General features: G+C 69.5%; 15 protein-coding genes. 3 read left to right on the forward strand and 12 right to left on the reverse strand.

Annotation, left to right across the window (positions count from 1 at the left end; genetic code table 11):
• Nucleotides 1-71: 71 nt before the first annotated feature.
• From A2G96_RS23835 to A2G96_RS23865, 7 genes are all read right to left on the reverse strand, one after another.
• Nucleotides 72-1079 (reverse strand): tripartite tricarboxylate transporter substrate-binding protein, encoded by a 1008-nt coding sequence (locus A2G96_RS23835; protein ID WP_062802683.1) that lies wholly within the window; start codon nucleotides 1077-1079, stop codon nucleotides 72-74.
• Nucleotides 1080-1224: 145 nt separating this feature from the next.
• Nucleotides 1225-3948, reverse strand: coding sequence for a nitrate reductase (locus A2G96_RS23840; RefSeq protein WP_062802684.1), 2724 nt, complete (start codon nucleotides 3946-3948; stop codon nucleotides 1225-1227).
• Between the two features lie 41 nt (nucleotides 3949-3989).
• Nucleotides 3990-5231 carry an NAD(P)/FAD-dependent oxidoreductase gene (locus A2G96_RS23845; protein WP_062802685.1) on the reverse strand — a complete coding sequence of 414 codons (1242 nt, stop codon included), beginning with the start codon at nucleotides 5229-5231 and terminating at the stop codon, nucleotides 3990-3992.
• A gap of 65 nt (nucleotides 5232-5296) precedes the next feature.
• Nucleotides 5297-5680, reverse strand: coding sequence for a nitrite reductase small subunit NirD (nirD, locus tag A2G96_RS23850; RefSeq protein WP_062802686.1), 384 nt, complete (start codon nucleotides 5678-5680; stop codon nucleotides 5297-5299).
• 26 nt (nucleotides 5681-5706) lie between these two features.
• Nucleotides 5707-8268, reverse strand: a complete 2562-nt coding sequence (gene nirB, locus A2G96_RS23855) for a nitrite reductase large subunit NirB (protein WP_062802687.1) — start codon at nucleotides 8266-8268, stop codon at nucleotides 5707-5709.
• 65 nt (nucleotides 8269-8333) lie between these two features.
• On the reverse strand, nucleotides 8334-9656 hold the full coding sequence (locus A2G96_RS23860) for an MFS transporter (protein ID WP_062802688.1): 1323 nt from the start codon (nucleotides 9654-9656) through the stop codon (nucleotides 8334-8336).
• 329 nt (nucleotides 9657-9985) lie between these two features.
• Nucleotides 9986-10459, reverse strand: a complete 474-nt coding sequence (locus A2G96_RS23865; RefSeq protein WP_062802689.1) for a winged helix-turn-helix transcriptional regulator — start codon at nucleotides 10457-10459, stop codon at nucleotides 9986-9988.
• A gap of 78 nt (nucleotides 10460-10537) precedes the next feature.
• On the opposite strand from A2G96_RS23865, the gene A2G96_RS23870 reads away from it, so the two are divergent.
• A complete protein-coding gene (locus tag A2G96_RS23870) occupies nucleotides 10538-11119 on the forward strand; it encodes a GNAT family N-acetyltransferase (RefSeq protein WP_062802690.1) in 582 nt (193 codons plus the stop codon).
• Nucleotides 11120-11139: 20 nt separating this feature from the next.
• Here A2G96_RS23870 and A2G96_RS23875 read toward each other — a convergent pair whose 3' ends face one another.
• Nucleotides 11140-11949, reverse strand: coding sequence for an EamA family transporter (locus A2G96_RS23875; RefSeq protein ID WP_231909755.1), 810 nt, complete (start codon nucleotides 11947-11949; stop codon nucleotides 11140-11142).
• A gap of 206 nt (nucleotides 11950-12155) precedes the next feature.
• Complete coding sequence (locus A2G96_RS23880; protein ID WP_062802692.1) at nucleotides 12156-12578, reverse strand: Fur family transcriptional regulator; 423 nt, start codon at nucleotides 12576-12578, stop codon at nucleotides 12156-12158.
• 99 nt (nucleotides 12579-12677) lie between these two features.
• Here A2G96_RS23880 and A2G96_RS23885 point away from each other — a divergent pair, with 99 nt between their 5' ends.
• Nucleotides 12678-14849, forward strand: a complete 2172-nt coding sequence (locus A2G96_RS23885) for a TonB-dependent siderophore receptor (RefSeq protein WP_062802693.1) — start codon at nucleotides 12678-12680, stop codon at nucleotides 14847-14849.
• A 9-nt stretch (nucleotides 14850-14858) separates the two neighbouring features.
• Entirely contained in the window at nucleotides 14859-16031 is a 1173-nt protein-coding gene (locus A2G96_RS23890; RefSeq protein ID WP_150124240.1) for an acetyltransferase domain-containing protein, read from the forward strand.
• A 28-nt stretch (nucleotides 16032-16059) separates the two neighbouring features.
• Here A2G96_RS23890 and A2G96_RS23895 read toward each other — a convergent pair whose 3' ends face one another.
• The 3 genes from A2G96_RS23895 to A2G96_RS23905 are packed head-to-tail and all read right to left on the reverse strand — an operon-like array spanning nucleotide 16060 to nucleotide 21266.
• On the reverse strand, nucleotides 16060-17916 hold the full coding sequence (locus tag A2G96_RS23895; RefSeq protein WP_062802694.1) for an efflux transporter outer membrane subunit: 1857 nt from the start codon (nucleotides 17914-17916) through the stop codon (nucleotides 16060-16062).
• Between the two features lie 42 nt (nucleotides 17917-17958).
• Nucleotides 17959-19920: a glycosyltransferase gene (locus A2G96_RS23900; protein ID WP_062802695.1), complete on the reverse strand. Its 1962-nt coding sequence runs from the start codon at nucleotides 19918-19920 to the stop codon at nucleotides 17959-17961.
• Nucleotides 19921-19922: 2 nt separating this feature from the next.
• The gene (locus A2G96_RS23905) at nucleotides 19923-21266 is read right to left on the reverse strand and encodes a hypothetical protein (protein WP_062802696.1); all 1344 of its coding nucleotides are present in this window, start codon (nucleotides 21264-21266) and stop codon (nucleotides 19923-19925) included.
• Nucleotides 21267-21288: the final 22 nt, after the last annotated feature.

Here is a 21288-nt window from a genome sequence, read left to right on the forward strand (position 1 = left end):
GATGGGCGGACCAGGAAGGTCCGCCCGGAAGATGGAAGATTCTAACGTATTGCCGGGAAAGGAGCCTCGGCTTAATCGGCCTCGACCTTCATCGACTTCAGCAGCGGCTGCCACTTGTCGCTTTCCGCCTTCAGCAGCGTCCGCAGCCCCTCCGGCGTCTGCTTGTCGACCGGAACGATTTCCGCGCCGAGGCCGTCCAGCTTCCTGATCACGGCAGGATCCTTCAACCCCTTTTGCAATGCCTTGGTGAGGCGGTCGACGGCGGCCGGCGGCGTGCCCCTGGGCGCGTAGATGCCGTGCCATACCTTCACGTCAAAGCCTTTCAGGCCGCCTTCCTGCAGAGTCGGGGCCTGCGGCAGCGCCTTGATCCGTGCCGGCGTGGTAACGCCGAACAGGCGCACGCGATCGGCCTGGATATGGGGCAGGGTGGCCGTGGTCTGGTCGCACAGCAGTTCGACCTGGCCGCCCAGCAGCGCGGTCAGCGCGGGACCAGCGCCCTGGTAGGGAATGGCGTTCAGCTTCACGTGCACCGACTGCTCGAACAGCAGCCCGCACAGCTGCGACACGGCGCCCAGGCCAGCATTGGCCAGCGACACCTTGTCCTTGTTCTGCGTCACGTACTGGATCAGTTCCGGCACCGTCTTCGCCGGCAGGTCCTTGCGGCCCATCAGTGTCATCGGCACGTCCGCGACCTGGCCGATGTATTCGAAGTCCTTCAGCGGCGCATACGACAGCTTCTTGTACAGCGCCGGCGCGGTCGCCATGCCGTTGTGGTGGATCAGCAGCGTATAGCCGTCGGCCTGCGCGCGGGCGACGAAGGCGGCCGCCACAGTGCCGCCGGCACCGGTGCGGTTTTCCACCACGATGCTCTGGCCAAGGTCTTGCGACATCGCTTGCGCCAGCGTGCGCGCGACGACATCGGTCGGGCCGCCGGCGGAGTAGGGCACGACCAGGGTGATCGGCTTGGCCGGATAGGCGTCGGCGGCAGCCGCGCCTGAGGCGCCTGCCATCGCAGCTGCCATTCCCAGCATGCCCGCCAGCCATCGCGGCCCGGCGAGCCGATACTTCGCATCCTTCATTGCTGTCTCCAGATAGGTGCCGCGCCGTGGGTCCGGGGCGGCTTGTCAGGGTTGCGCGGCTAGCATGGGGGCAAGCCGCGGCGACAGCAATCTGGTTCTCGTGAAGGATGCCTAATGCGTGGTGAAAGATCGGCCTGGTAAAAGATCAGGCCGCCTCGGCGACGCGCACCTCCACCAGCAGCTTTTTCAGCTCCGGCACGCACGAGCCGCAGTTGCCGCCGGCCTTGACGCAGGCGGTGATCTCCGCGGGCGTCTTCAGGTCGTGCTTGCGCACGGCATCGCAGATGGTGTTGCGCCCGACGCCGAAGCACGAGCACACCGTCGGGCCGGTGTCGGCGCCTTTTTCCATCGGCTGTCCGAGTAGCAGCCCAATGCGGTCGGCGTCTTCCAAGCGCTCGCGTCCGAACAGGCCGGCGAGCCAGGCGCGCGACGGCAGCTCGGGACGCGTCGACACATAGACGCAGGCCTCGAGCCGGTCGTCGACGAGGTGGCCCGCGTGGTACACGCCTGCGGCGCGGTCCTCGTATTCCAGCCAGTCGGCGTCCGGATCGGTCACGCCGAGCAGCGCGCGGGCCCAGGCGGTGCGATCGGCGACGGTGTCGCGGCCGGCGAATTCATAGCGCTGGAACTGGCGGCCCTGCACGCGCGTCCAGTAGGTCAGCGCTTCGGCCGGCAACGCGCGGCGGCTCAGCATGAAGCCATGCCAGTGCACGCCGAACGGCTCGACCCGCACCGGTGTGTGCTTGAACTCGGGCTCGCCGGAAACGGGATCGACCACCGGATTGACCAGCGCGCCGACGCGCGCGTCGGAGCTGAATTGCCCGTTCCAGTGGATCGGCACGAACACGCTGCCGCGCGGAATGCCGCCACCATGCCGCACGCGTGCGACCATCGCGCCCCAGCGGGTGCTGACGCGCGCCAGCTTGCCTTCGCCCACGCCGCACAGCAGCGCGTCCTGCGGGTGCATATCGACAAAGGGCTCGGGCAGGTGGTCAGCCAGCTTGGCCGACTTGCCGGTGCGCGTCATGGTGTGCCACTGGTCGCGCACGCGGCCGGTGTTCAGGATGAGCGGGAAGTCGTCGTCGGGCGCATGGGCCGGCGCGCGCGGCGGCGTGGCGACAAAGCGGGCGCGGCCGTCGGCGTGGGCGTAGCGGCCATCGCCGAACAAGCGCCGCGCATCCTGCGCGCCTTGCGCGGGCACGGGCCACTGCACCGGTTCCAGCGCGTCATAGCGCACCGGGTCCAGGCCGGCCAGTCCGCCGATATCGAACGCGCGCGGCGCTTCATGGTTGCGCCATGCACTCAGGCGCGCGTGTTCGTCGAAGATCTGGTGCGGCCCGGCATAGTCGAAGCCGCCGAAGCCCATGCGGCGTGCCACTTCGCACAGGATGTCCCAGTCGGCGCGCGCTTCGCCCGGCGCCGGCAAAAAGGCGCGCTGGCGCGAAATGCGTCGCTCCGAGTTGGTGACGGTGCCGTCCTTCTCGCCCCAGCCCAGCGCGGGCAGCAGCACATGCGCGGCGGCGTTGGTGTCGGTGCGTTCGATGATGTCGCTGCTGACCACCAGTTCGCACCTTGCCAGCGCGCGGCGCACCTGGTCGGCGTCGGGCAGGCTCACCACCGGGTTGGTGGCGATCACCCAGACCGCCTTGACGCGGCCGGCCTCGATGGCCTCGAACAACTCCACTGCCTTGAGGCCAGGGCGCTCGGCGATCGCGGGCGATTGCCAGAAGTCCTGCACGACTTCGCGATGCAGCGGGTTGGCCAGTTCCATATGCGCGGCCAGCATGTTGGCCAGGCCGCCGACCTCGCGCCCGCCCATCGCGTTGGGCTGGCCGGTCAGTGAGAACGGGCCCATGCCCGGCTGGCCGATCCGGCCGGTGAGCAGGTGGCAATTGATGATGCTGTTGACCTTGTCGGTGCCGGCCGACGACTGGTTGACGCCCTGCGAGAAGGCCGTCACGGTCTTTTCGGTCTGCGCGAACAATGCGTAGAAGTCCAGCACGTCCTGCAGGTTCAGCTTGCAGGCGCGGGCCACGGCAGCCGGATCGGCGCAGGCTGCGTCAGCGGCCTGCAGGGCCTCATCCAGTCCCGCGGTGCTGGCGCCGACGAAGGCGGTGTTGGCGTGGCCTTCACGCGCCAGGTAGCTCAACAGCCCGTTGAACAGCCACACGTCGGTGCCCGGGCGGACCGCCAGGTGCAGGTCGGCCAGTTCGCAGGTGGCGGTGCGGCGCGGGTCGATCGCCACGATCTTCATCTCGGGGCGCGCTTCCTTGGCGCGGGACAGGCGCTGGAACAGGATCGGGTGGCACCACGCGGTGTTGGAGCCCACCAGCACCACCAGATCCGCCAGTTCCAGGTCTTCGTAGTTGCCCGGCACCAGGTCTTCGCCGAAGGCGCGCTTGTGGCCGGCGACCGCCGACGACATGCACAGGCGCGAGTTGGTGTCGATATTGGCGCTGCCGATAAAGCCCTTCATCAGCTTGTTGGCGACGTAGTAGTCCTCGGTCAGCAACTGGCCCGAGACGTAGAGCGCGACCGAATCCGGACCATGGCGGCGGATGATGTCGGTGAAGCCCTGCGCCACGGTGTCGAGCGCACGGTCCCATGACACCTGCTGCAAGCGCCCGTCGGCATCGCGCAGCTTGGGATGGAGCAGGCGGCCGTCCAGGTCGACGGTTTCGCCCAGCGCCGAACCCTTGACGCAGAGCCGGCCCTGGTTGGACGGATGCTGCGCGTCGCCCGCGATCTCGACCTGGCCGTCGGCGCGCACCGAGGCACGCACGCCGCAGCCGACGCCGCAGTACGGGCACGTGGTGGCGGTGGTAGTGGTCAGGGTTGCCGATACAACCGGGATGTCGGACAGGTTCACGCGTTCTCCGTGCGGGGGGCGTTATATGGCTTTGGGTGATGCTAGGCAGCCAGCGCTTCGCACTGCGCCTTGCCGAACAGCAGGCGCTGGCGCAGCGCCGCCACTGGCGTGCGTTGCTGGATCAGCTCGAAATACCAGGCGCCGTCCTGCACGTCGCCGTACAGCACCGCGCCAACCAGGCGCCCGTCCTGCAGCACCAGGCGCTTGTAGACGCCGCGGCGCGCGTCGCGCAGCACCAGGTCTTCGCTGCCTTCGCCGCCGATGAAGTCGCCGGCTGAGTACAGGTCGACGCCGGTCACTTTCAGCTTGGTCGCGGTCGCCTGCTGCACGTAGCGGCGATGGCCGGCACCGGCCAGGTGCGCGGCACAGACGCGCGCCTGGTCCCAGATCGGCGCGACCAGCCCAAAGGTGGCCTGGCGATGCTGCACGCACTCGCCCACGGCGTAGATGCGCGGATCGTAGGTCTGCAGCGTGTCGTCGACGACGATGGCGCGTTCGCAGTGCAGGCCGGCGCCGGCGGCCAGTTCGATATTGGGGCGCACGCCGGCGGTCATCACCACCAGGTCGGCGGGGATCTCGCTGCCGTCCTTGAAGCGCACGCCGGTGACGCGTTCGCTGCCGAGAATCTCGGCGGTCTGCGCGCTCAGCAGGAAGCGCAGGCCCTTGCGTTCCAGCGCGCCCTTCAGCAGCGTGGCGGCGGGCTTGTCGAGCTGGCGCTCCATCAGGCAGTCGGCCAGGTGCACCACGGTCACGTCCATGCCCTGGCGCAGCAGGCCGTTGGCCGCCTCCAGCCCGAGCAGGCCGCCGCCGATCACCACCGCGTGGCGATGGTTGCGCGCGGCGTCCAGCATGGTCTCGACGTCCTGGATGTCGCGGAACGCGATCACGCCGTCGAGCTGGTGGCCCGGCACCGGAATGATGAACGGCTTCGAGCCGGTGGCCAGCAGCAGGCGGTCGTAGCGCACCTCGCGCCCCGCGGCGGAACGCACCACGCGTCGCGGCCGGTCGATCGATACCACGGGATCGCCGGCGAGCAGCTCGATGCCGTTCTCTTCGTACCACTCGCGCGTGTTCAGCATGATGTCCGCCACCGTCTTCTCGCCGGCCAGCACGGGCGACAGCAGGATGCGGTTGTAGTTGCCGTGCGGCTCGGCGCCGAACACCGTGATGTCGTACAGGTCCGGCGCCAGGCGCAGCAGTTCCTCGACGGTGCGCATGCCGGCCATGCCGTTGCCGACGACGACCAGGCGCGGCCGGGCTTGGGGGTTGGCGGAAGGCGTCATGCTGGCATCTCCGTTGGCAGGGCAGGTGGGCAGGGGCAGCATCGATCGGGGCCAGGGTGGCAGCGTCAGGCGGCGAGTTCTTCCTCGGCCTCGCGTACTTCCACGCCGGCGGCGATCCACACCTTGCCGTCATAGACGCGCGCGGCGTAGGCGTTGACCGACTGCTCGGGCGCCTCCAGGCATTCGCCGGTGCGCAGGTCGAAGTGGTGCTTGTAGATCGGCGAGGCCACCACCAGCCGTTCGCCCAGGTTGCCGACCAGCCCGCGCGACAGCACCGCGGCCTGCGCGTTGGGATCGAAGTTGTCGATGGCGTAGACCTCGTCGCCGCGGCCGATGCGGAAGACCGCGACCTGCCGGTCGGCGACCAGCGCGCACACACCAGTATTGGGCACGATATCGCGTACGGTGCAGACGGCGGTCCAGGTTTCGGGATGGTGGGGATGGCTCATCACGTTCTCCTTGTTTGCGGGCACGGTCAGGCGGCTTTCGCGGGCATGGACACCACGGGAATGTGGCTCAGCCGGGAGCGCTGCAAGTTCCGTTCCTCCGGCGTTGCCGGGCGGATCTGGCCGCGCTCTTCGATGAAGACCAGGTTGTCGTCGCGGCGGTCGCTGTTGACGAAATGGCGGAAGCGCTTGCGCGTCTCGGGGTCGGTCACGGCCTTCTTCCACTCGTCTTCATAGGTGTCGACCACGTGCTGCATCTCGGCTTCCAGCTCTGCGGCGATGCCGAGCTTGTCGTCGAGCACCACGGCCTTCAGGTAGTCCAGGCCGCCTTCGAGGTTGTCGCGCCAGACGCTGGTGCGCTGCAGCCGGTCGGCGGTGCGCACGTAGAACATCAGGAAGCGGTCGATGTAGCGCACCAGCGTGTCGTGGTCGAGGTCGCTCGCCAGCAGTTCGGCATGGCGCGGCTTCATGCCGCCGTTGCCGCAGACGTACAGGTTCCAGCCCTTGTCGGTGGCAATCACGCCGACGTCCTTGCCCTGCGCCTCGGCGCATTCGCGGGTGCAGCCGGACACGCCGAACTTGATCTTGTGCGGCGCGCGCAGGCCCTTGTAGCGGTTTTCCAGTTCGATCGCGAGGCCGACCGAATCGCCCACGCCATAGCGGCACCAGGTCGAGCCCACGCACGACTTCACCGTGCGCAGCGCCTTGCCGTAGGCATGCCCGGATTCAAAGCCCGCCGCGATCAGTTCTTCCCAGATATAGGGCAGTTCCTCGGCACGCGCACCGAACAGGTCCACGCGCTGGCCGCCGGTGATCTTGGTGTAGAGGCCGTACTTCTTGGCGACCTGGCCGACGGCGATCAGGCCTTCGGGCGTGACCTCGCCGCCCGGCATGCGCGGCACCACCGAGTAGGTGCCGTCCTTCTGGATGTTGGCGAGGTAGTAGTCGTTGGAGTCCTGCAGGCTGGCGTGCTCTTCCTTCAGCACGAACTCGTTCCAGCACGAGGCCAGGATGCTGCCCACGGTGGGCTTGCAGATGTCGCAACCCATGCCGCTGCCATGCGCTTCCAGCAGCGCGTCGAAGGTCTTGAACTTGCCCACGCGCACCAGGTGGTAGAGCTCCTGGCGCGAGAACGGGAAGTGCTCGCAAAGGTGGTTGTTGACCGCCATCCCTTGCTTTTTCATCTCGGCCTTCATGATCTGCGTCACCAGCGGCACGCAGCCGCCGCAGGCGGTGCCGGCCTTGGTGCAGCTCTTGAGCGCGCCGATGCTGGTCGAGCCGTCGCAGACGGCGGCGCAGATCTCGCCCTTCGAGACGTTGTTGCACGAGCAGATCTGCGCGGTGTCGGGCAGGGCGTCGGCGCCCAGCGCCGGTTTGGCCTTGCCGCTGCTGTCCGGCAGGATCAGGAACTCGGGCGACTCGGGCAGCTCGATCTTGTTCAGCATCATCTGCAGCAGCGTGCCGTACTCGCTGGCATCGCCGATCAGCACGCCGCCCAGCAGGTACTTGCCGCAGTCGGACACCACCAGCTTCTTGTAGACCTCCTTGCGGTCGTCGCTGAACTGGTAGATGCGCGCGCCCGGCACGGTGCCGTGCGGGTCGCCGATGCTGGCCACGTCGACGCCCATCAGCTTGAGCTTGGTGCTCATGTCGGCGCCGCCAAACTCGGCCGCTTCGCCGCGCAGGTGGCGCGCGGCCACGCGGGCCATGTCGTAGCCGGGCGCCACCAGGCCGTAGATCTTGCCGTCCCACAGCGCGCATTCGCCGATTGCGTAGATGTCCGGGTCGGAGGTGCGGCAGTGGTTGTCGACGGCAATGCCGCCGCGCGCGCCGACTTCCAGGCCGCAGGCGCGCGCCAGTTCGTCGCGCGGGCGGATGCCGGCGGAGAACACGATCATGTCGGTGTCCAGATGGGTGCCGTCGGCGAACACCATGCGATGGGTGCCGTCCTCGCCGTCGACGATCTCGACCGTGTTCTTGCCGGTGTGCGCGGTCACGCCCAGGCCGGCGATCTTCTGGCGCAGCATGCGGCCACCGCCTTCGTCGACCTGCACCGCCATCAGCCGCGGCGCGAACTCGACCACGTGCGTGTCGAGGCCCATGTCGCGCAGCGCCTTGGCGCATTCCAGGCCGAGCAACCCGCCGCCGACCACCACGCCGCTCTTCGAGCGCGCACCGCATTCCTGCATCGCCTCGAGGTCTTCGATGGTGCGATAGACGAAGCAGTCTTTGCGCTCCTTGCCAGGCACCGGCGGCACGAACGGATAGGAGCCGGTGGCGAGGACCAGCTTGTCGTAGGACAGGGTCTCGCCGGTCGAGACCTTGACCGTGCGCGCGGCGCGGTCGATCTCGACGGCGCGCGCGTTCAGGCGCAGCAGCATGTTGTCGTGCTGCTCGAAGAAGCCTGCGGGCACCAGCGACAGGTCTTCGGCGGACTTGCCGGCGAAGAACTCGGACAGGTGCACGCGATCGTAGGCGGGACGCGGTTCTTCGCACAGCACGGTCACTTCCAGGTTTTCCGCACCGGCTTCCGCCAGCGATTCCAGGAACTTGTGACCTACCATGCCGTGGCCGACGATGATCAGTTTCATGATGCTTTCCTTGTCCGGTAGTCAGTCTTTGCTGCCTGATGTTGCTGTGGGGCGATGCTCGGGAATCAGCTGGCCAGCGCGCTGTCGTACAGCGCCTGTTCGCGCGCCTTGTGCTCGGCGCTGAAGCGGATGGCGATCGCGCACAGCGCGGCGATGGTGGCCAGCACGCCCAGCACCGTCAGCGTTTGCTGCACGTTGCCCAGGCTCTTCAGCAGGAAGCCCGCGGCTACCGCGCCGACGTTGCCGCCCGCGCCGATGATCCCGGCCACGCCGCCCAGCGCCTTGCGGTCGATAAAGGGCACCAGCGCGTAGGTCGCGCCGCAGGCCATGTGGGTGAACAGGCCGAACAGCAGCATCGCCACCACCGCCATGGCGACGTTGCCAGCCTGCGCGAACCACAGCAGGCCCAGGCCTTCGCCCAGGATCAGCACGAACAGCAGCGTGGCGCGCGCATCCAGGCCGCGGCGGCGCGCCGCCTTGTCCGACAGCCAGCCGCCCAGTGCGCGGGCAAACAGCGCCAGCAGGCCGAAGCTCGCGGCGGCCATGCCGGCGGCCTTCAGGCTCAGGCCAAAGCGGTCGACGTAGTACATCGCGGCGATGTTGTGGATGAAGATCTCGACGCCGAAGCAGGCACCGTAGGTAATGAACAGCAGCCACACGCGGTAGTTGGCGCTGGCGGCGCGGAAGCTGGCCCAGCCACCGCCACCCTTGCCACCGTCCTTGCCGCTGATCTCGATGCCGCGCGCGCGCAGGTCCGAGTAATTGCCTTCCGGGCAGTCCTGGGTGAAGCGGTAGTAGACGACGGCCATCACCAGCATCAGCACGCCCGGCACCAGCAGCGCGATGCGCCAGCCGAACGCGTGGTCCGCGCCCAGCATCAGCACCGCGGCCAGCACCAGCGGCATCAGCGCCTGCGCGGCGCCGCCGCCGGCGTTGCCCCAGCCGGCCGTGGTCGCGTTGGCGGTGCCGACCACGTTGGGCGCGAACATCACCGAGGTGTGGTACTGCGTGATTACGAAGCTGGCGCCGACCGCGCCGATCAGCAGCCGGAATACCAGGAAGGTCTCGTAGTTCTGCGCCAGCGCGACGCCCAGCACCGGCAGCGCGCCCAGCGCCAGCAGCCCGGTGTAGGTCTTGCGCGGGCCGAAGCGGTCGCACATCGGGCCGATCACCAGGCGCACCAGGATCGTCACCGCGACCGCGGCGATATTGATGTTGGCGATCTGGCCGGCGCTCAGGCCGAACTCGCCCTTGAGCACCGGCATCAGCGGCGCGCAGGCAAACCACGCGAAGAAACACACGAAGAACGCCATCCAGGTCAGGTGGAAGGCGCGCATCTGCGGAGTGCTCAAGCTCAGCAGCTCGATGCGGGTGGCTTTGCCGGTCATCGTCACTTGCTCCAAAAACAAATGGCGTCCCGCAAACCGGCCGTGAAGCCGGTTCAGGGGACGCCGTTGTCCTGACAGCCGCTACATGGGATAGGGGCTGTGTATGTGGGGGCGGGCCGGTCGCCGTTGACGGGCCCGGACCCGATTACGCAAGGGGTGTGCCAGCCCGTTATGTGACGGGCAATGGCGGCTAAAGGCGGGGCGACGGGAGCGCAAGCGGTGTGCATGCGCTGTGGTGGGGCGGGCCGAGGGCGCGCGGCACGCTCATGGTGCAGTGCGGTGGACTGCGCTGGTGCGGGGCCGCACCAGGGCTAAGGAAGGCTGGGGTGTCAGCCGCCGGCGCGCTTTTGCACCGGGATGACCTGCATGTCGCGCGGCGACACCTCGGCACCGTCTTCGTCGACCAGCGCGGCGCGCACCAGCTTACCATTCGCGCGCGAGCGGATCTCGACCGGGCCGCCGTCGGGCGCCATGTGGCAGTCGCCCCATTGCATCAGCCCGACAAGCACCGGCAGCAGGTCCACCGCGGCGCGGGTGGGGCGGTACTCGAAGCGTTCGCGTTCGCCGGGCTCGCGGTAGCCGACCTTGCGCAGCAGCCCGGCATCGGTCAGCGTCCTGAGCCGCGCCGACAGCACCGCCGGCGAGCATTCCAGCCGGCGCAGGAAGTCGTCGAAGCGCGTCACGCCGTGGAAAACGTCGCGCAGGATCAGGATCGTCCACTTTTCGCCGATCAGCGACAGCGTGGAGGCGATCGAGCAAGTGCGGGGATCGGACGCATTGGTGGTCATGATGCCGTGAAGCATAGCATGCTGACTTCATTTGCAAAAGTCAGGTTATCTCCTATACTCTGGCTACAAATTATGAATCCAGACGGTGGCAGCATGGATCTCCAGGACTTGGCGCGCGGCGGCGTGACGGAAAGCTGGACGGCGGGACGGGGCACGCAGGTGACGCTGCGCCGGACCCGGGTTCAGGATGGCGCGGCGCTGCGCGCGATGGTGGACGGGCTGTCGCGGGAAAGCCGCTACTTCCGTTTCCTGACCGGCGGGCGCGTGGTGGATGAAATCGTCGCCGGCCTCGCCGTGCCCGGGGACGGTGGCGTGGCGCTGGTGGTGGTCGCGCCCGGTGAGGACGGCAGCCAGGCCATCGTCGCCAGCGCCGAATATGTCGTGTCCGGCCAGGTTGCCGAATTCGCCGTGGTGGTGGCCGATGCCTGGCAGGGCCAGGGGCTGGGCCGGCGCCTGATCGCCAGGCTGTGCGAGCTGGCGCGTGCGGCCGGCCTGCAGGGCCTGCGCGGCGACGTGCTGAGCGAGAACCGGCGCATGCTGGCGATCCTGCAAGGGCTGGGCTTTGCCAGCCGCCGCAATCCCCAGGACAGCTTCCTGCATGAAGTCTCGCTGGCGCTGGCCCAGCCGGCGCGCAGCCCGCAACGGCTGCCGGCAGACTGGTTCAGCGCGCGCTGAGCTGCCGCAAGCCTTCAGCCTCAGGCTTCGCGCTTGCCGCGCGAAGTCATGGTGCAGCCGACCGAGGCCGTGATGATGCTGGCGATCGCCAGCCACTGCACCGTGCTCAGCTGCTCATGCAGGAACACCAGCCCGGCGAGCGCGCCCATGGCCGGCTCCATGCTCAGCAGGATGCCGAAGGTGCGCCGGTGCAGGCGCTTGAGCGCGACCATCTCGAGCGAATAGGGGATCGCGCTCGACAGGATGCCGACCGCCAGCCCGAACAGCAGCAGCGTCGGACTGAACATCGCCGTGCCCGCATGCGCGAGGCCGAACGGCAGCACCACCAGCGCCGCCATGGTCAGCCCCAGCGAGGTCGCCTGCCCGCCGTGGGCGTTGCCCGCCATCTGACCGAACACGATATACAGCGCCCAGCCCACGCCCGCGGCCAGCGCATAGCCGATGCCGACCGGATCCAGCGTGCCGGCGGCAGCGCCGACCGGCAGCAACAGCAGCAGCCCGGTCACGGCAAAGGCAATCCACAGGAAATCGATCGCGCGCCGTGACGACAGCACCGCCACCGCCAGCGGCCCGGTGAACTCGATCGCGATCGCCAGCCCCAGCGGAATGGTCCGCAGCGACATGTAGAACAGCAGGTTGGTCGCGCCCAGCGCCGCGCCGTACAGCGCGATCGCGCGCGCGTTGGCGCGTGTCAGCGGCATGCGCCACGGGCGCCAGACGCATAGCAGGATCAGCGCGGAAAAGCTGACCCGCAGCGCTGTAGTGCCCTGCGCGCCCAGCGCGGAGAACAGGCTCTTGGCAAACGAGGTGCCGATGCACAGCGAGGCCATCGAGCCGGTCAGGGCCAGTACGGCGATCAAGGTCGAGCGGCGGTGGGCGGTGGCGTGCTGCAAGGTCGGGTCCTGTAGGAATGGTAAGGCCTGCGCGCAGGCTGCCGCATCATGCGGCAAGCGCGGCGCGGGCGCCATATACAGGTGCGCGTCGGCGGCTCAGTACAGTTGCGAGCGCGGCCGCAGTGAGGGCCAGGCTGCGCGGCTCAGTGGCCGCGCGCCGCGGCCTTGCGCCGCTTGCCGGGCTTGCCTGCGCAATCCGGGCAGCGGCCCAGCAGCGTCAGTTCATGGTGCTCCACCACGAACCCGGGCGGCGTGATCTCTTCCAGGTGGCCGGGGCATCCTTCCAGCGGAAACACGCGGTCGCACGTCAGGCACTGGAAGTAGTGGCGATGCGTCACCGCGCCCGGTTCCTCCGCCAGTTCATAACGGTCAGCCTGGCCGGGCAATTCGACCGCGTGCACCTGCGCGTCGTCGAGCAGGGCACGAAGATTGCGATAGACCGTGGCCAGGCCCAGGGACGGCACCTGGCGCTGCGCCGCGGCCAGGATTTCGGCCGGGCTCAGCGGCCGGCCGGCTTCGCGCAGCGCGTCGATCACGGCGCCGCGTTGACGGGTCATGCGTTCCATGCCTAGAATCTTAGTGAGAATCTATTATCATTAATGAGTCGCCGCGGTTTGCCAGTCGGATGGCCGCCGCGGCGACTCGTTTTTTTCGGGGTGTTCCTTATGCTGCTTGCGCAGCCCAGCAGTGCCCGGCACCCGGTGCCGCTTTCCTTCCTGCGCGTGGTATGCCGGCCGCTGCCGGCGCGGCGGCCACTGGCCGCACTGATGCTGGCGATGTCCGGGCTGGCCGACGCGGCGGAGCCCTCGCCGCCCTCCGATATTACGCTGCCAGCCGTTTCGGTGACGGGCACGGCCACCGCATCATACAACCCGCCCGACGCCTCGGGCGCTACCCGCACCGACACGCCGCTGCGCGAGATCCCGCAATCCGTGCGCGTGGTCCCGCGCGCCATGCTCGACGACCTTGCCGCGACCCGCTTCGACCAGACCTTCGACTATGTCAGCGGCGTCGCGCGCCAGAACAACTTCGGCGGGCTGTGGGACAACTTCGCCATGCGCGGCTTCACCGGCCACGAGAACACCGGCGCCGGCTACCTGATCAACGGCTTCGCCGCCAATCGCGGCTATACCGCGCCGATGGACGCGGCCACCATCGACCGGGTCGAGGTGCTCAAGGGCCCGACTTCATCGCTGTACGGCAGCAGCGAGCCCGGCGGCACCTTCAACGTGGTCACGCGCCAGCCGCAGTTCCGGCCCGCGCAGCGCTATGGCTTCGAGCTGGGCACGCGCGACGGCTACCGCGCCACTGCCGACGTCACCGGCCCGCTGGGCGAAGACATCGCCGGCCGGCTGATCGCGGTGGCCGACCACCAGGGCAGCACGCGCGACTTCATCCACAGCCAGCGCTACCTGGTCGCGCCGTCGATCACGTGGATGCTCGGCAACGACACCATCCTGCAGTACGCGGCGGAGTTCCAGCGCTACACCACGCCGATGGACCGCGGCGTGGTCGCCGTCAACGGCGAGCTGGGCCGCATCCCGCGCTCGCGCTTCCTGGGCGAGCCCGGCGACGGCAGCCTGCGCCTGGACAGCCAGTCGCACCAGCTCAGCGTGGAGCACCAGTTCTCGCCGCAATGGAAGGGCAGGCTCGGCCTGTCGTACCGCGGCGGCGCGCTGGCGGGGCATTCGAGCGAGGCCAGCGCGCTCGCCGCCGACGGCCGCACGCTCTGGCGCCAGCACCGCTACCGCGACTTCCAGTCCGACGATGTCTCGCTGCAGGCCAGCGTGACCGGCAAGTTCAATACGGGTCCGGTCGGGCACGAGCTGCTGCTGGGCGTCGACGCCTACCGCTTCGGCAATACCATGGCGATCCTGCGCAAGAACCCCAGCGCCGCGGCACCGTACGCGATCGATATCTACAACCCGGTCTATGGCCAGCCGACGCCGCCGCTGGCGTGGAACATGGACACGTACGAGCGCCAGCACAATGTCGGCGCGTACGCGCAGGACCAGCTGAGCCTGGGCGAGCGCTGGCGGGTGCTGGCCGGCGTGCGCTTCGACAGCTTCAGCCAGTCGCTCGACGACCACCTGCGCGGCACCCGCACCACGCAGCACCACAACGCGGTGTCGCCGCGCGTGGGCGTGAGCTACCTGGCCAGCAACAACCTGTCGCTGTTCGCCAATGCCAGCCAGTCGTTCCGCCCCAATGCCGGCAGCGACGCCGCCGGCCGGCCGTTCGATCCCGAGCGCGGCCGCGCGCTGGAAGCCGGCATCAAGTTCGACAGCGACGACCGCCGCACCGGCGCCACGCTGGCCGTGTTCGAGATCCGCAAGCGCAATGTGCTGGCCGCCGACCCGGCCGATCCGTCGTTCTATCTCGCCGCCGGCGAGGCGCGCAGCCGCGGCGTCGAACTCGACGTGGCCGGGCAGTTGGGCTCGCACTGGCGTGTGTCGGGCAGCTTCGCGCTGACCGATGCCGAGATCACGCAGGACACCCGCCTGGCCCCCGGCACCCCGTTGTCCAACGTGCCGCGCACCAGCGCCAGCCTGCTGGCGATGTATGAAGACGCGGCGCCGGTGGGGCAGCGCTATGGCGCCGGCGCCGGCGTGCGCTATGTCGGACGGCGCCCGGGCGACGTGCAGGACAGCTTCTCCTTGCCCGCCTATGTGCTGGTCGACCTGCACGGCTACTGGCAATACAGCCGGCACGTGCGCGTGTCGCTCAACGTCGGCAACCTGTTCGACAAGACCTATTACGCCAGCTCGTACAGCAGCCTGTGGGTCGCGCCGGGCGCTGGCCGCAGCGTCCGGTTGGTCGTGCAGCTGAGCTACTGACGGGGACCGATGATGCCGACACCACTGGCGGCTGTCCCCGGCCCGACCCACCGGCTGTTGTCCATCGACGCGCTGCGCGGGCTGGTGATCCTGATCATGCTGCTGGACCATGTGCGCGACATGTTCTTCCTGCACGTGCCGGTCGCCGATCCGATGGATGTCGCCGCGACTTCGCCAGCGCTGTTTTTCTCGCGGCTGCTGGCCCACTTGTGCGCGCCGGTGTTCATCGCGCTGGCGGGCGTGTCGGCCTGGCTCTACGGCAACGCCGGGCACGACCGGCGCGCGGTCAGCGGCTTCCTGCTCAGGCGCGGCCTGTTCCTGGTGCTGCTGGAGCTGACCCTGGTGGGCTTTGCCTGGACCTGGCGCCTGCCGCCGCAGGTGATCTACCTGCAGGTGATCTGGGCCATCGGCCTGAGCATGATGGCGCTGGCGGCGCTGGTATGGCTGCCGCGCGCGGCGCTGGTCGCAACAGGCGTTGCCCTGGTGGCGGGGCACAACCTGCTGGACCCGCTGCACTTCGCGGCTGGCAGTGCCTGGCACGTGCCCTGGGCGATCCTGCACGACCGCAGCTGGATCGAGGTGGCCGATGGCCTGCGCGTGCGCACCTCATACCCGGTGCTGCCGTGGATCGGCGTGATCGCGCTGGGCTATGCGGCGGGGCCGTGGTTTGCCGCGGCCGTGCCTGCCCACGCGCGCCGGTTGCGGCTGGCCGCCTGCGGCCTGGCGGGGCTGGCCGGGTTTGCATGGCTGCGCGCGCTCAATGGCTACGGCCAGGAACAGAAATGGATGCCCGGCGCCGATGCCCTGCATACCGCGATGGGCTTCCTCAACGTGACCAAGTACCCGCCGTCGCTGCTGTTCCTGCTGTTGACGCTGGGGACGGGCTGCCTGCTGCTGCTGTGGCTGGAGCGCGTGCAGCGCGGCCGGGCGGCACGTTGCCTGGCCGTGTTCGGCGCGGTGCCGATGTTCTTCTACCTGCTGCACCTGTATGTGCTGCAGGTCCTGTACCAGCTTTGCGTCTACCGCTGGGGCCTGAACCACGGGCGCGTATTCGGCCTGGACCATGTCTGGCAGCTGTGGCTGGCGGCAGCGGTGCTGGCACTGCTGCTGTGGCCGGCGGTGCGCTGGTTCGCGGCGCTGAAGGCGATGCGGCGGGACTGGCGCTGGCTGAAATACTTCTGACCCGCGCCCCCGGCCGGCGCGCGCAGCCTCAGCGCGGCGCGGTGGCGACAGGGGCTGGCTGGACCGGCGCCGGAGCCGATGCCGGCGCCTGCTGTTGCGCCACGGGTTGCGGCTGCGCGACGGGCTGTTGCTGTGCACCGGGCTGTTGCTGTGCGACGGCTTGAGGCTGCGCGACGGCTTGCGGCTGCGCGACGGCTTGCGGCTGTGCGACGGCCTGCGGTTGTGCGACGGCTTGCGGCTGCGCCACCGCCTGAGATCGCGCGACGGCCTGCGGTTGCGCCACCGCCTGCGGCCGCGCCGCGGCTTGCGGACGGGGTGCAGGCGCCGCATTGGTCCCGCCGCTTGCCACCGGCGCGGCCTCGGTCACCTCACGCCAGCCGCCGCCCAGCGCCTTGTACAGCGACACGCGGCTGGTCAGCCCGGCCAGCTTGTAGGTGATCAGCGCCTGCTGCGCGGTGTAGAGCTGGCGTTGCGCGTCGAATACGCCGAAGTAGTCGTCCACGCCGTTCTTGAAGCGCATCTCCGACAGCCGCCGGGTTTCGCTGCCTTCGCGCACCAGCGCCTCCTGCGCCTGCACCTGGCGCTCGTAGGTGGCGCGGGCCGCCATGCTGTCGGCCACTTCGCGGAATGCGGTCTGGATGGTCTTCTCGTAGTTGGCGACGTTGATGTCCTTGCGCACGTTGGCCGCATCGAGGCCGGCGCGGTTGCGCCCCGCATCGAAGATCGGCACCGTCAGCTGCGGCGCAAAGACCCACGCCATGCCGCCCGAGAACAGCCCGGCCAGGCTGCTGCTGGCCACGCCCAGCGCGCCGGTCAGCGAGATGCGCGGGAAGAACGCCGCGCGCGCCGCGCCGATATTGGCATTGGCGGCCTTGAGCCGGTGCTCGGCGTCGAGGATGTCGGGACGGCGCACCAGCACGCTGGAGGGCAGCCCTTCGGGGAACTCGCGCATCAGCATGCGCGCGTCGAGCGGGTCCGGCGCGGGGGCATTCGGATTCGCCGGCGCGGCACCGGCATCGAGCACCGACTTGGGCAGCGGCCCGCCGATCAGCAGCGCCAGCGCGTTCTCGTCCTGCGCGACCTGCCGGGTGTACTGCTCCACGCCCACCTGCGCGGTCTGCACCTGGGTTTGCGCGCGATGCTGGTCCAGCTGCGCCATCGCGCCCACCTGGTGCCCGCGCCGCACCATTTCCGCCGCGTCCTGCTGGGTCTTGAGCGTGTCCTGCGACAGCTGCAGCAGAGCGCGGTCGGCGCGCAGCGTCAGGTAGGCGTTGGCCACTTCCGCCACCAGGCTGATCTGCGCGCTGCGGCGCGCCTCTTCGGTGGCCATGTATTCCTCCAGCGCGGCATGCTTGAGGCTGCGCACGCGGCCGAAGAAATCCAGCTCGAACGCGGTCAGGCCGATGCCGGCGTTGTAGGTGGTGATCTGCGGCGATTGTCCCGCCGCGCGCAGCCGTTGCGGCAGCCGCTGCGACACCATGCCGGCATTGCCCTCGACGGTGGGGAACTGCGCCGCGCGCTGGATCTGGTACAGCGCGCGCGCTTCGTCGATGGCCAGCGTGGCCATGCGCAGGTCGCGGTTGTTGGCCAGCGCCAGCTCGATCAGCTGGCGCAGCTGCGGGTCGACGAAGACATCGCGCCAGCCCAGGTCGGCGGCGGAAGGGCCGGGGCGCTGCGCCGGCTGGCCCTGCGCGGTGCCGTTGGCAGGCTTGGCCTGCGAGGTGCGGTAGGCCGCGCCGTCGGGCCAAGCCGACGGGATCGGGGCTTCGGGGCGCTGGTATTGCGGCTCCAGCGTGCACGCGGCAAGCGCCAGTACCAGCGCGCCGGGCAACAGCAGGCGGGGCGGCAGGGGGGCATGGCGGCGGGGGCGGGGCAGGCTTCGCATGGATGGTTCCGGAGAGAGAGTAAGACGGGGAGCAGCAGCAGGTCAGCCCATCAGCGCGCGCCGCATGAAGCGCGAGATCGCCAGCTTGGGCTGCCCCTGTCGGGCAATGTTGTGGGCAGGATCGGTGAACAGCAGCCGGATCAGCGCGTGGCGCGCGGCCATGCTGGTATGCAGCGCGATCCCCAGCAGCTGGCCGTCGCGGCGTACCACGCGGCACGGGATCCAGCCGGTCTGCGCCAGCCACAGCGCGCCCTCCATGCCGGGGCGGAAGGCCGGCGCCAGCGGCGTGATCACGGCCACGCCGTTGCAGGACAAATCCTTGGTGGTGACGCGGTATTCGCGCCCGTCGACGCGCAGCAGCGCGCTAGCCTGGTGCGGAAAGCGCTCTTCCTTGCGCGGCCGCGGCAGTTCCACGCACACCAGCAGCGAGGCCAGGTACAGCATCAGCGCCACGCCGGTCCAGATCGTGTTGAAGGCCAGGCCCTGTGCATCGGGGTCGACCACCAGCGCGCGGCCGAGGCCCAGCGCGGAGAACCCCAGCAGGCCGGCGTACAGCGCGGCGAACTTGCCGTGGATCACCAGCTTGGAGCGGTCCAGCCCCTTGTTGGTGACCTTGAACGGCCGTCCGAACGGCTTGAACAACGCGCTGACCAGCGACGCGGTTACCGCCAGCGCCGCGACGATCTGCGTCACCTCGGTAAAGATCGGCAGCGCGCGCTGCCCGGTGATCCAGATGCTGTACGCCCAGTACGCTACCAGCGCGGGCAGGCCGTAAGCGAGGAACTGCAGCGGCTCGCCGTACAGCGTGGAGACACCGAAGTACCAGTACAGCAAGGGCCCCGCCAGCAGCATCAGCGTGAACGGGCGCGACAGCCAGTGCAGCAGCCCGTGCACATAGTGCAGGCGCTGCATGAAGGTGTAGCCGCGCCCGCGCAGCGGCCCGTCGGCGGTCAGCGCCACCTGGATCGTGCCCAGCCCCCAGCGGCTGCGCTGGCTGATGTACTCGGGCAGGCCCTCGGCCGACAGGCCCACGCTCAGGCGCTCGTTGAGCCAGCGCGTGATATAGCCGTGCGGCAGCAGCCGGTAGGTCAGGTGGATGTCCTCGGTCACGGTGCCGGTGGGGAAGCCGCCGATCAGCTCGATCAGGTCGCGCCGCACCACGAACGAGGTGCCGATGCAGAACGCCGCGCCCCACGCATCCTTGGCCGGCTGCATCACGTCGAAGAAGGCGCGCTGCTCGTCGACCCAGCATTCGGTGGCGCGCAGGTTGTACTGGATCGGATCGGCGTTGTAGTAGAACTGGGGCGTCTGCACCACGCCCACGCGCGGGTCGTCGAACAGGCCCACGGTGCGCAGCAGGATGTTGCGATGGGGCGCGAAGTCGGCGTCCAGCACCAGGATGTAGGGCGCACCGCCGGCGGCGGCGCTGTGGCGCAGGCCGTTGTTGAGATTGCCCGCCTTGGCGTGGGCATTATCGGGACGCGTCACGTAGTTGGCGCCGACGCGCTCGCAGAACTCGCGCAGCCAGTCGCGCCGGGTGTCGTCGAGCACCCAGACGCGGAAGTCCGGATAGTCGATTGCCAGCGCGGAGACGATGGTCTTCTCCAGGATCTCCAGGCCTTCGTTGTAGGTGGCGATGAAGATGTCCACCGGCGGCACCCGCTGCGCGCGGCGCAGCGCGGCTTCGCCCGCATCCGCAGCGGGCGTGTGGTTGCTGGTGCGCGACAGCACCACGATCGACAGCAGCGTGTAGGCCAGCGTCATGCATTCGAAGATGAAGAACACATGGGCCCATACGCTGGCGAAGGTCATCTGCCAGTCGGGCAGGGTTTCGCGCACGCGCCAGGTCAGGTACACGCCCAGCAAGAGCGCGGTGACGCCGCCGAACAGCATGCGGTCCGCCGGCCGCTCGTGCCGGCACAGCAGCGACAGCAGCACGGTGGCCAGCAGCACGCCGCCGTTGATGACCAGCAGCGTCTGGTTTTCCAGGAAGAGGGCGAACATCGTCAGTCCTTGTCGGGGGTGGCGCTGGCGGTGCCGGCGGCAGCAATCGCCGGCGGCGGGCAGGAGGGCTCCAGGCAGCCGCCGGGGCGGAACGGGTTCCAGCGCGCGGCGGCCAGCACCGCCCACGCGGTGGCGCCCAGATGCGGCAGGTGGAAGTAGTGGAAGTCCTCGGTGGTGGAGGTGGGGCCGATCGACAGCCCGGTGCTGACGCGCGCCTGCGGCGTGGCGTAGAGCATGCCGGACGGCGCGCGCTGCGCGCGTAGCAGCGGCCACAGCGGCGCGGCCTGCTGCGCCTGGCCGGCGGCCTGCAGCACCAGCGCGGCCTGCCCGGTGCCTTCGGTCCAGATGCCGTCGGGGTTGCCCTTGAAGCCGTAGCCGGCGCCGGACCGGTGTTTGGCCTCGACCCAGGCCAGGTTGCGGCGCCAGTCCTGCGGCGGGTCGGGGAAGGCGATCAGCGGCCACAGCACCGCGTCCAGCGCCGACGGGCCGGCATTGGGCGCGCGCCCGTCGTCGTGCGTGCCGATGATGAAGCGGCCCTCGCGCGGTTGCCACATCGCGCTGACAAAGCCGCGCGAGCGCGCCGCGCCGTCGCGCCAGCGCGGGTCATTGCGCAGGCTGGCCAGCCAGCTGAAGGCCGCATAGGTGTCGACGTTGTGCTCGGTCGATTTCCAGCCCTGGCGGATCTGCTTTGGCTCATGGCCGAAGAAGCCGCCGATGTAGCCGGCCGGCGCGGCCGGATCGGGCACGGTGGCATGCACCCAGCCCATCAGCGCCGCGGCGCCGTCGAGATAGCGCGCATCGCGCGTGGCGTCATGCACCGCCAGCAGCAGCAGCGCGGCCCAGGCCACGTTGCCGGTCGCGGTGCCGGCCTGGTAGGCGTCTTCGAACCAGCGCTTGCTGGGTTCGTCCCACCAGCCCGGCAGCGGCGCCGGGCCTGCCGGCAGCGGCCCCGCGCGATAGGCGTTGCGCAGGCGCGCGTCGCGGAAGTGGCGGTCCTGGCGGGTGGCCTGCAGCACCGCATCGGCAATGCGGCGCGCTTGCGCGGGCCGCTTGCACGCCACCAGCGCAATGCCGGCCAGCGCGTTGTCGTAGACGAAGGCGGCATTGCGCAGCGCCGGCGACAGCGGCTCGCCGCCGGGCGCGGGCTCGTAGCTGGGCAGGAACAGCGCGCCGTTGCCGCCGGCGCGACTGACCTGATCGGCCAGTGCCTTGCAGCCTTCGGCCAGCATGGCCTGCTGCGCGGGATCCGCGGCACGCGCCGCGATCGGCGCCAGCGCCAGCACGGCGGGAAGCAGCGCGCCGGCGACCAGGCGGGGCAGGCGTGCGGTCGGAATCGGCAATCGCATCCGGCTCTCCTTGGCGCGGGCG

Origin of the sequence: Cupriavidus nantongensis, assembly GCF_001598055.1 — a bacterium.
GTDB classification, from domain to species: Bacteria; Pseudomonadota; Gammaproteobacteria; order Burkholderiales; family Burkholderiaceae; genus Cupriavidus; species Cupriavidus nantongensis.

Excerpts from the sequence above, each read along its gene's own strand:
- A2G96_RS23900 (WP_062802695.1), bottom strand. The coding sequence starts at position 19,920 with ATGTTCGCCCTCTTCCTGGAAAACCAGACGCTGCTGGTCATCAACGGC.
- nirD (WP_062802686.1), bottom strand. The coding sequence starts at position 5,680 with ATGAGCCATCCCCACCATCCCGAAACCTGGACCGCCGTCTGCACCGTA.
- A2G96_RS23880 (WP_062802692.1), bottom strand. The coding sequence starts at position 12,578 with ATGGAACGCATGACCCGTCAACGCGGCGCCGTGATCGACGCGCTGCGC.
- A2G96_RS23895 (WP_062802694.1), bottom strand. The coding sequence starts at position 17,916 with ATGCGAAGCCTGCCCCGCCCCCGCCGCCATGCCCCCCTGCCGCCCCGC.
- A2G96_RS23860 (WP_062802688.1), bottom strand. The coding sequence starts at position 9,656 with ATGACCGGCAAAGCCACCCGCATCGAGCTGCTGAGCTTGAGCACTCCG.
- A2G96_RS23890 (WP_150124240.1), top strand. The coding sequence starts at position 14,859 with ATGATGCCGACACCACTGGCGGCTGTCCCCGGCCCGACCCACCGGCTG.
- A2G96_RS23875 (WP_231909755.1), bottom strand. The coding sequence starts at position 11,949 with ATGGCCTCGCTGTGCATCGGCACCTCGTTTGCCAAGAGCCTGTTCTCC.
- A2G96_RS23865 (WP_062802689.1), bottom strand. The coding sequence starts at position 10,459 with ATGCTTCACGGCATCATGACCACCAATGCGTCCGATCCCCGCACTTGC.
- A2G96_RS23885 (WP_062802693.1), top strand. The coding sequence starts at position 12,678 with ATGCTGCTTGCGCAGCCCAGCAGTGCCCGGCACCCGGTGCCGCTTTCC.
- nirB (WP_062802687.1), bottom strand. The coding sequence starts at position 8,268 with ATGAAACTGATCATCGTCGGCCACGGCATGGTAGGTCACAAGTTCCTG.
- A2G96_RS23845 (WP_062802685.1), bottom strand. The coding sequence starts at position 5,231 with ATGACGCCTTCCGCCAACCCCCAAGCCCGGCCGCGCCTGGTCGTCGTC.
- A2G96_RS23835 (WP_062802683.1), bottom strand. The coding sequence starts at position 1,079 with ATGAAGGATGCGAAGTATCGGCTCGCCGGGCCGCGATGGCTGGCGGGC.
- A2G96_RS23870 (WP_062802690.1), top strand. The coding sequence starts at position 10,538 with ATGGATCTCCAGGACTTGGCGCGCGGCGGCGTGACGGAAAGCTGGACG.
- A2G96_RS23905 (WP_062802696.1), bottom strand. The coding sequence starts at position 21,266 with ATGCGATTGCCGATTCCGACCGCACGCCTGCCCCGCCTGGTCGCCGGC.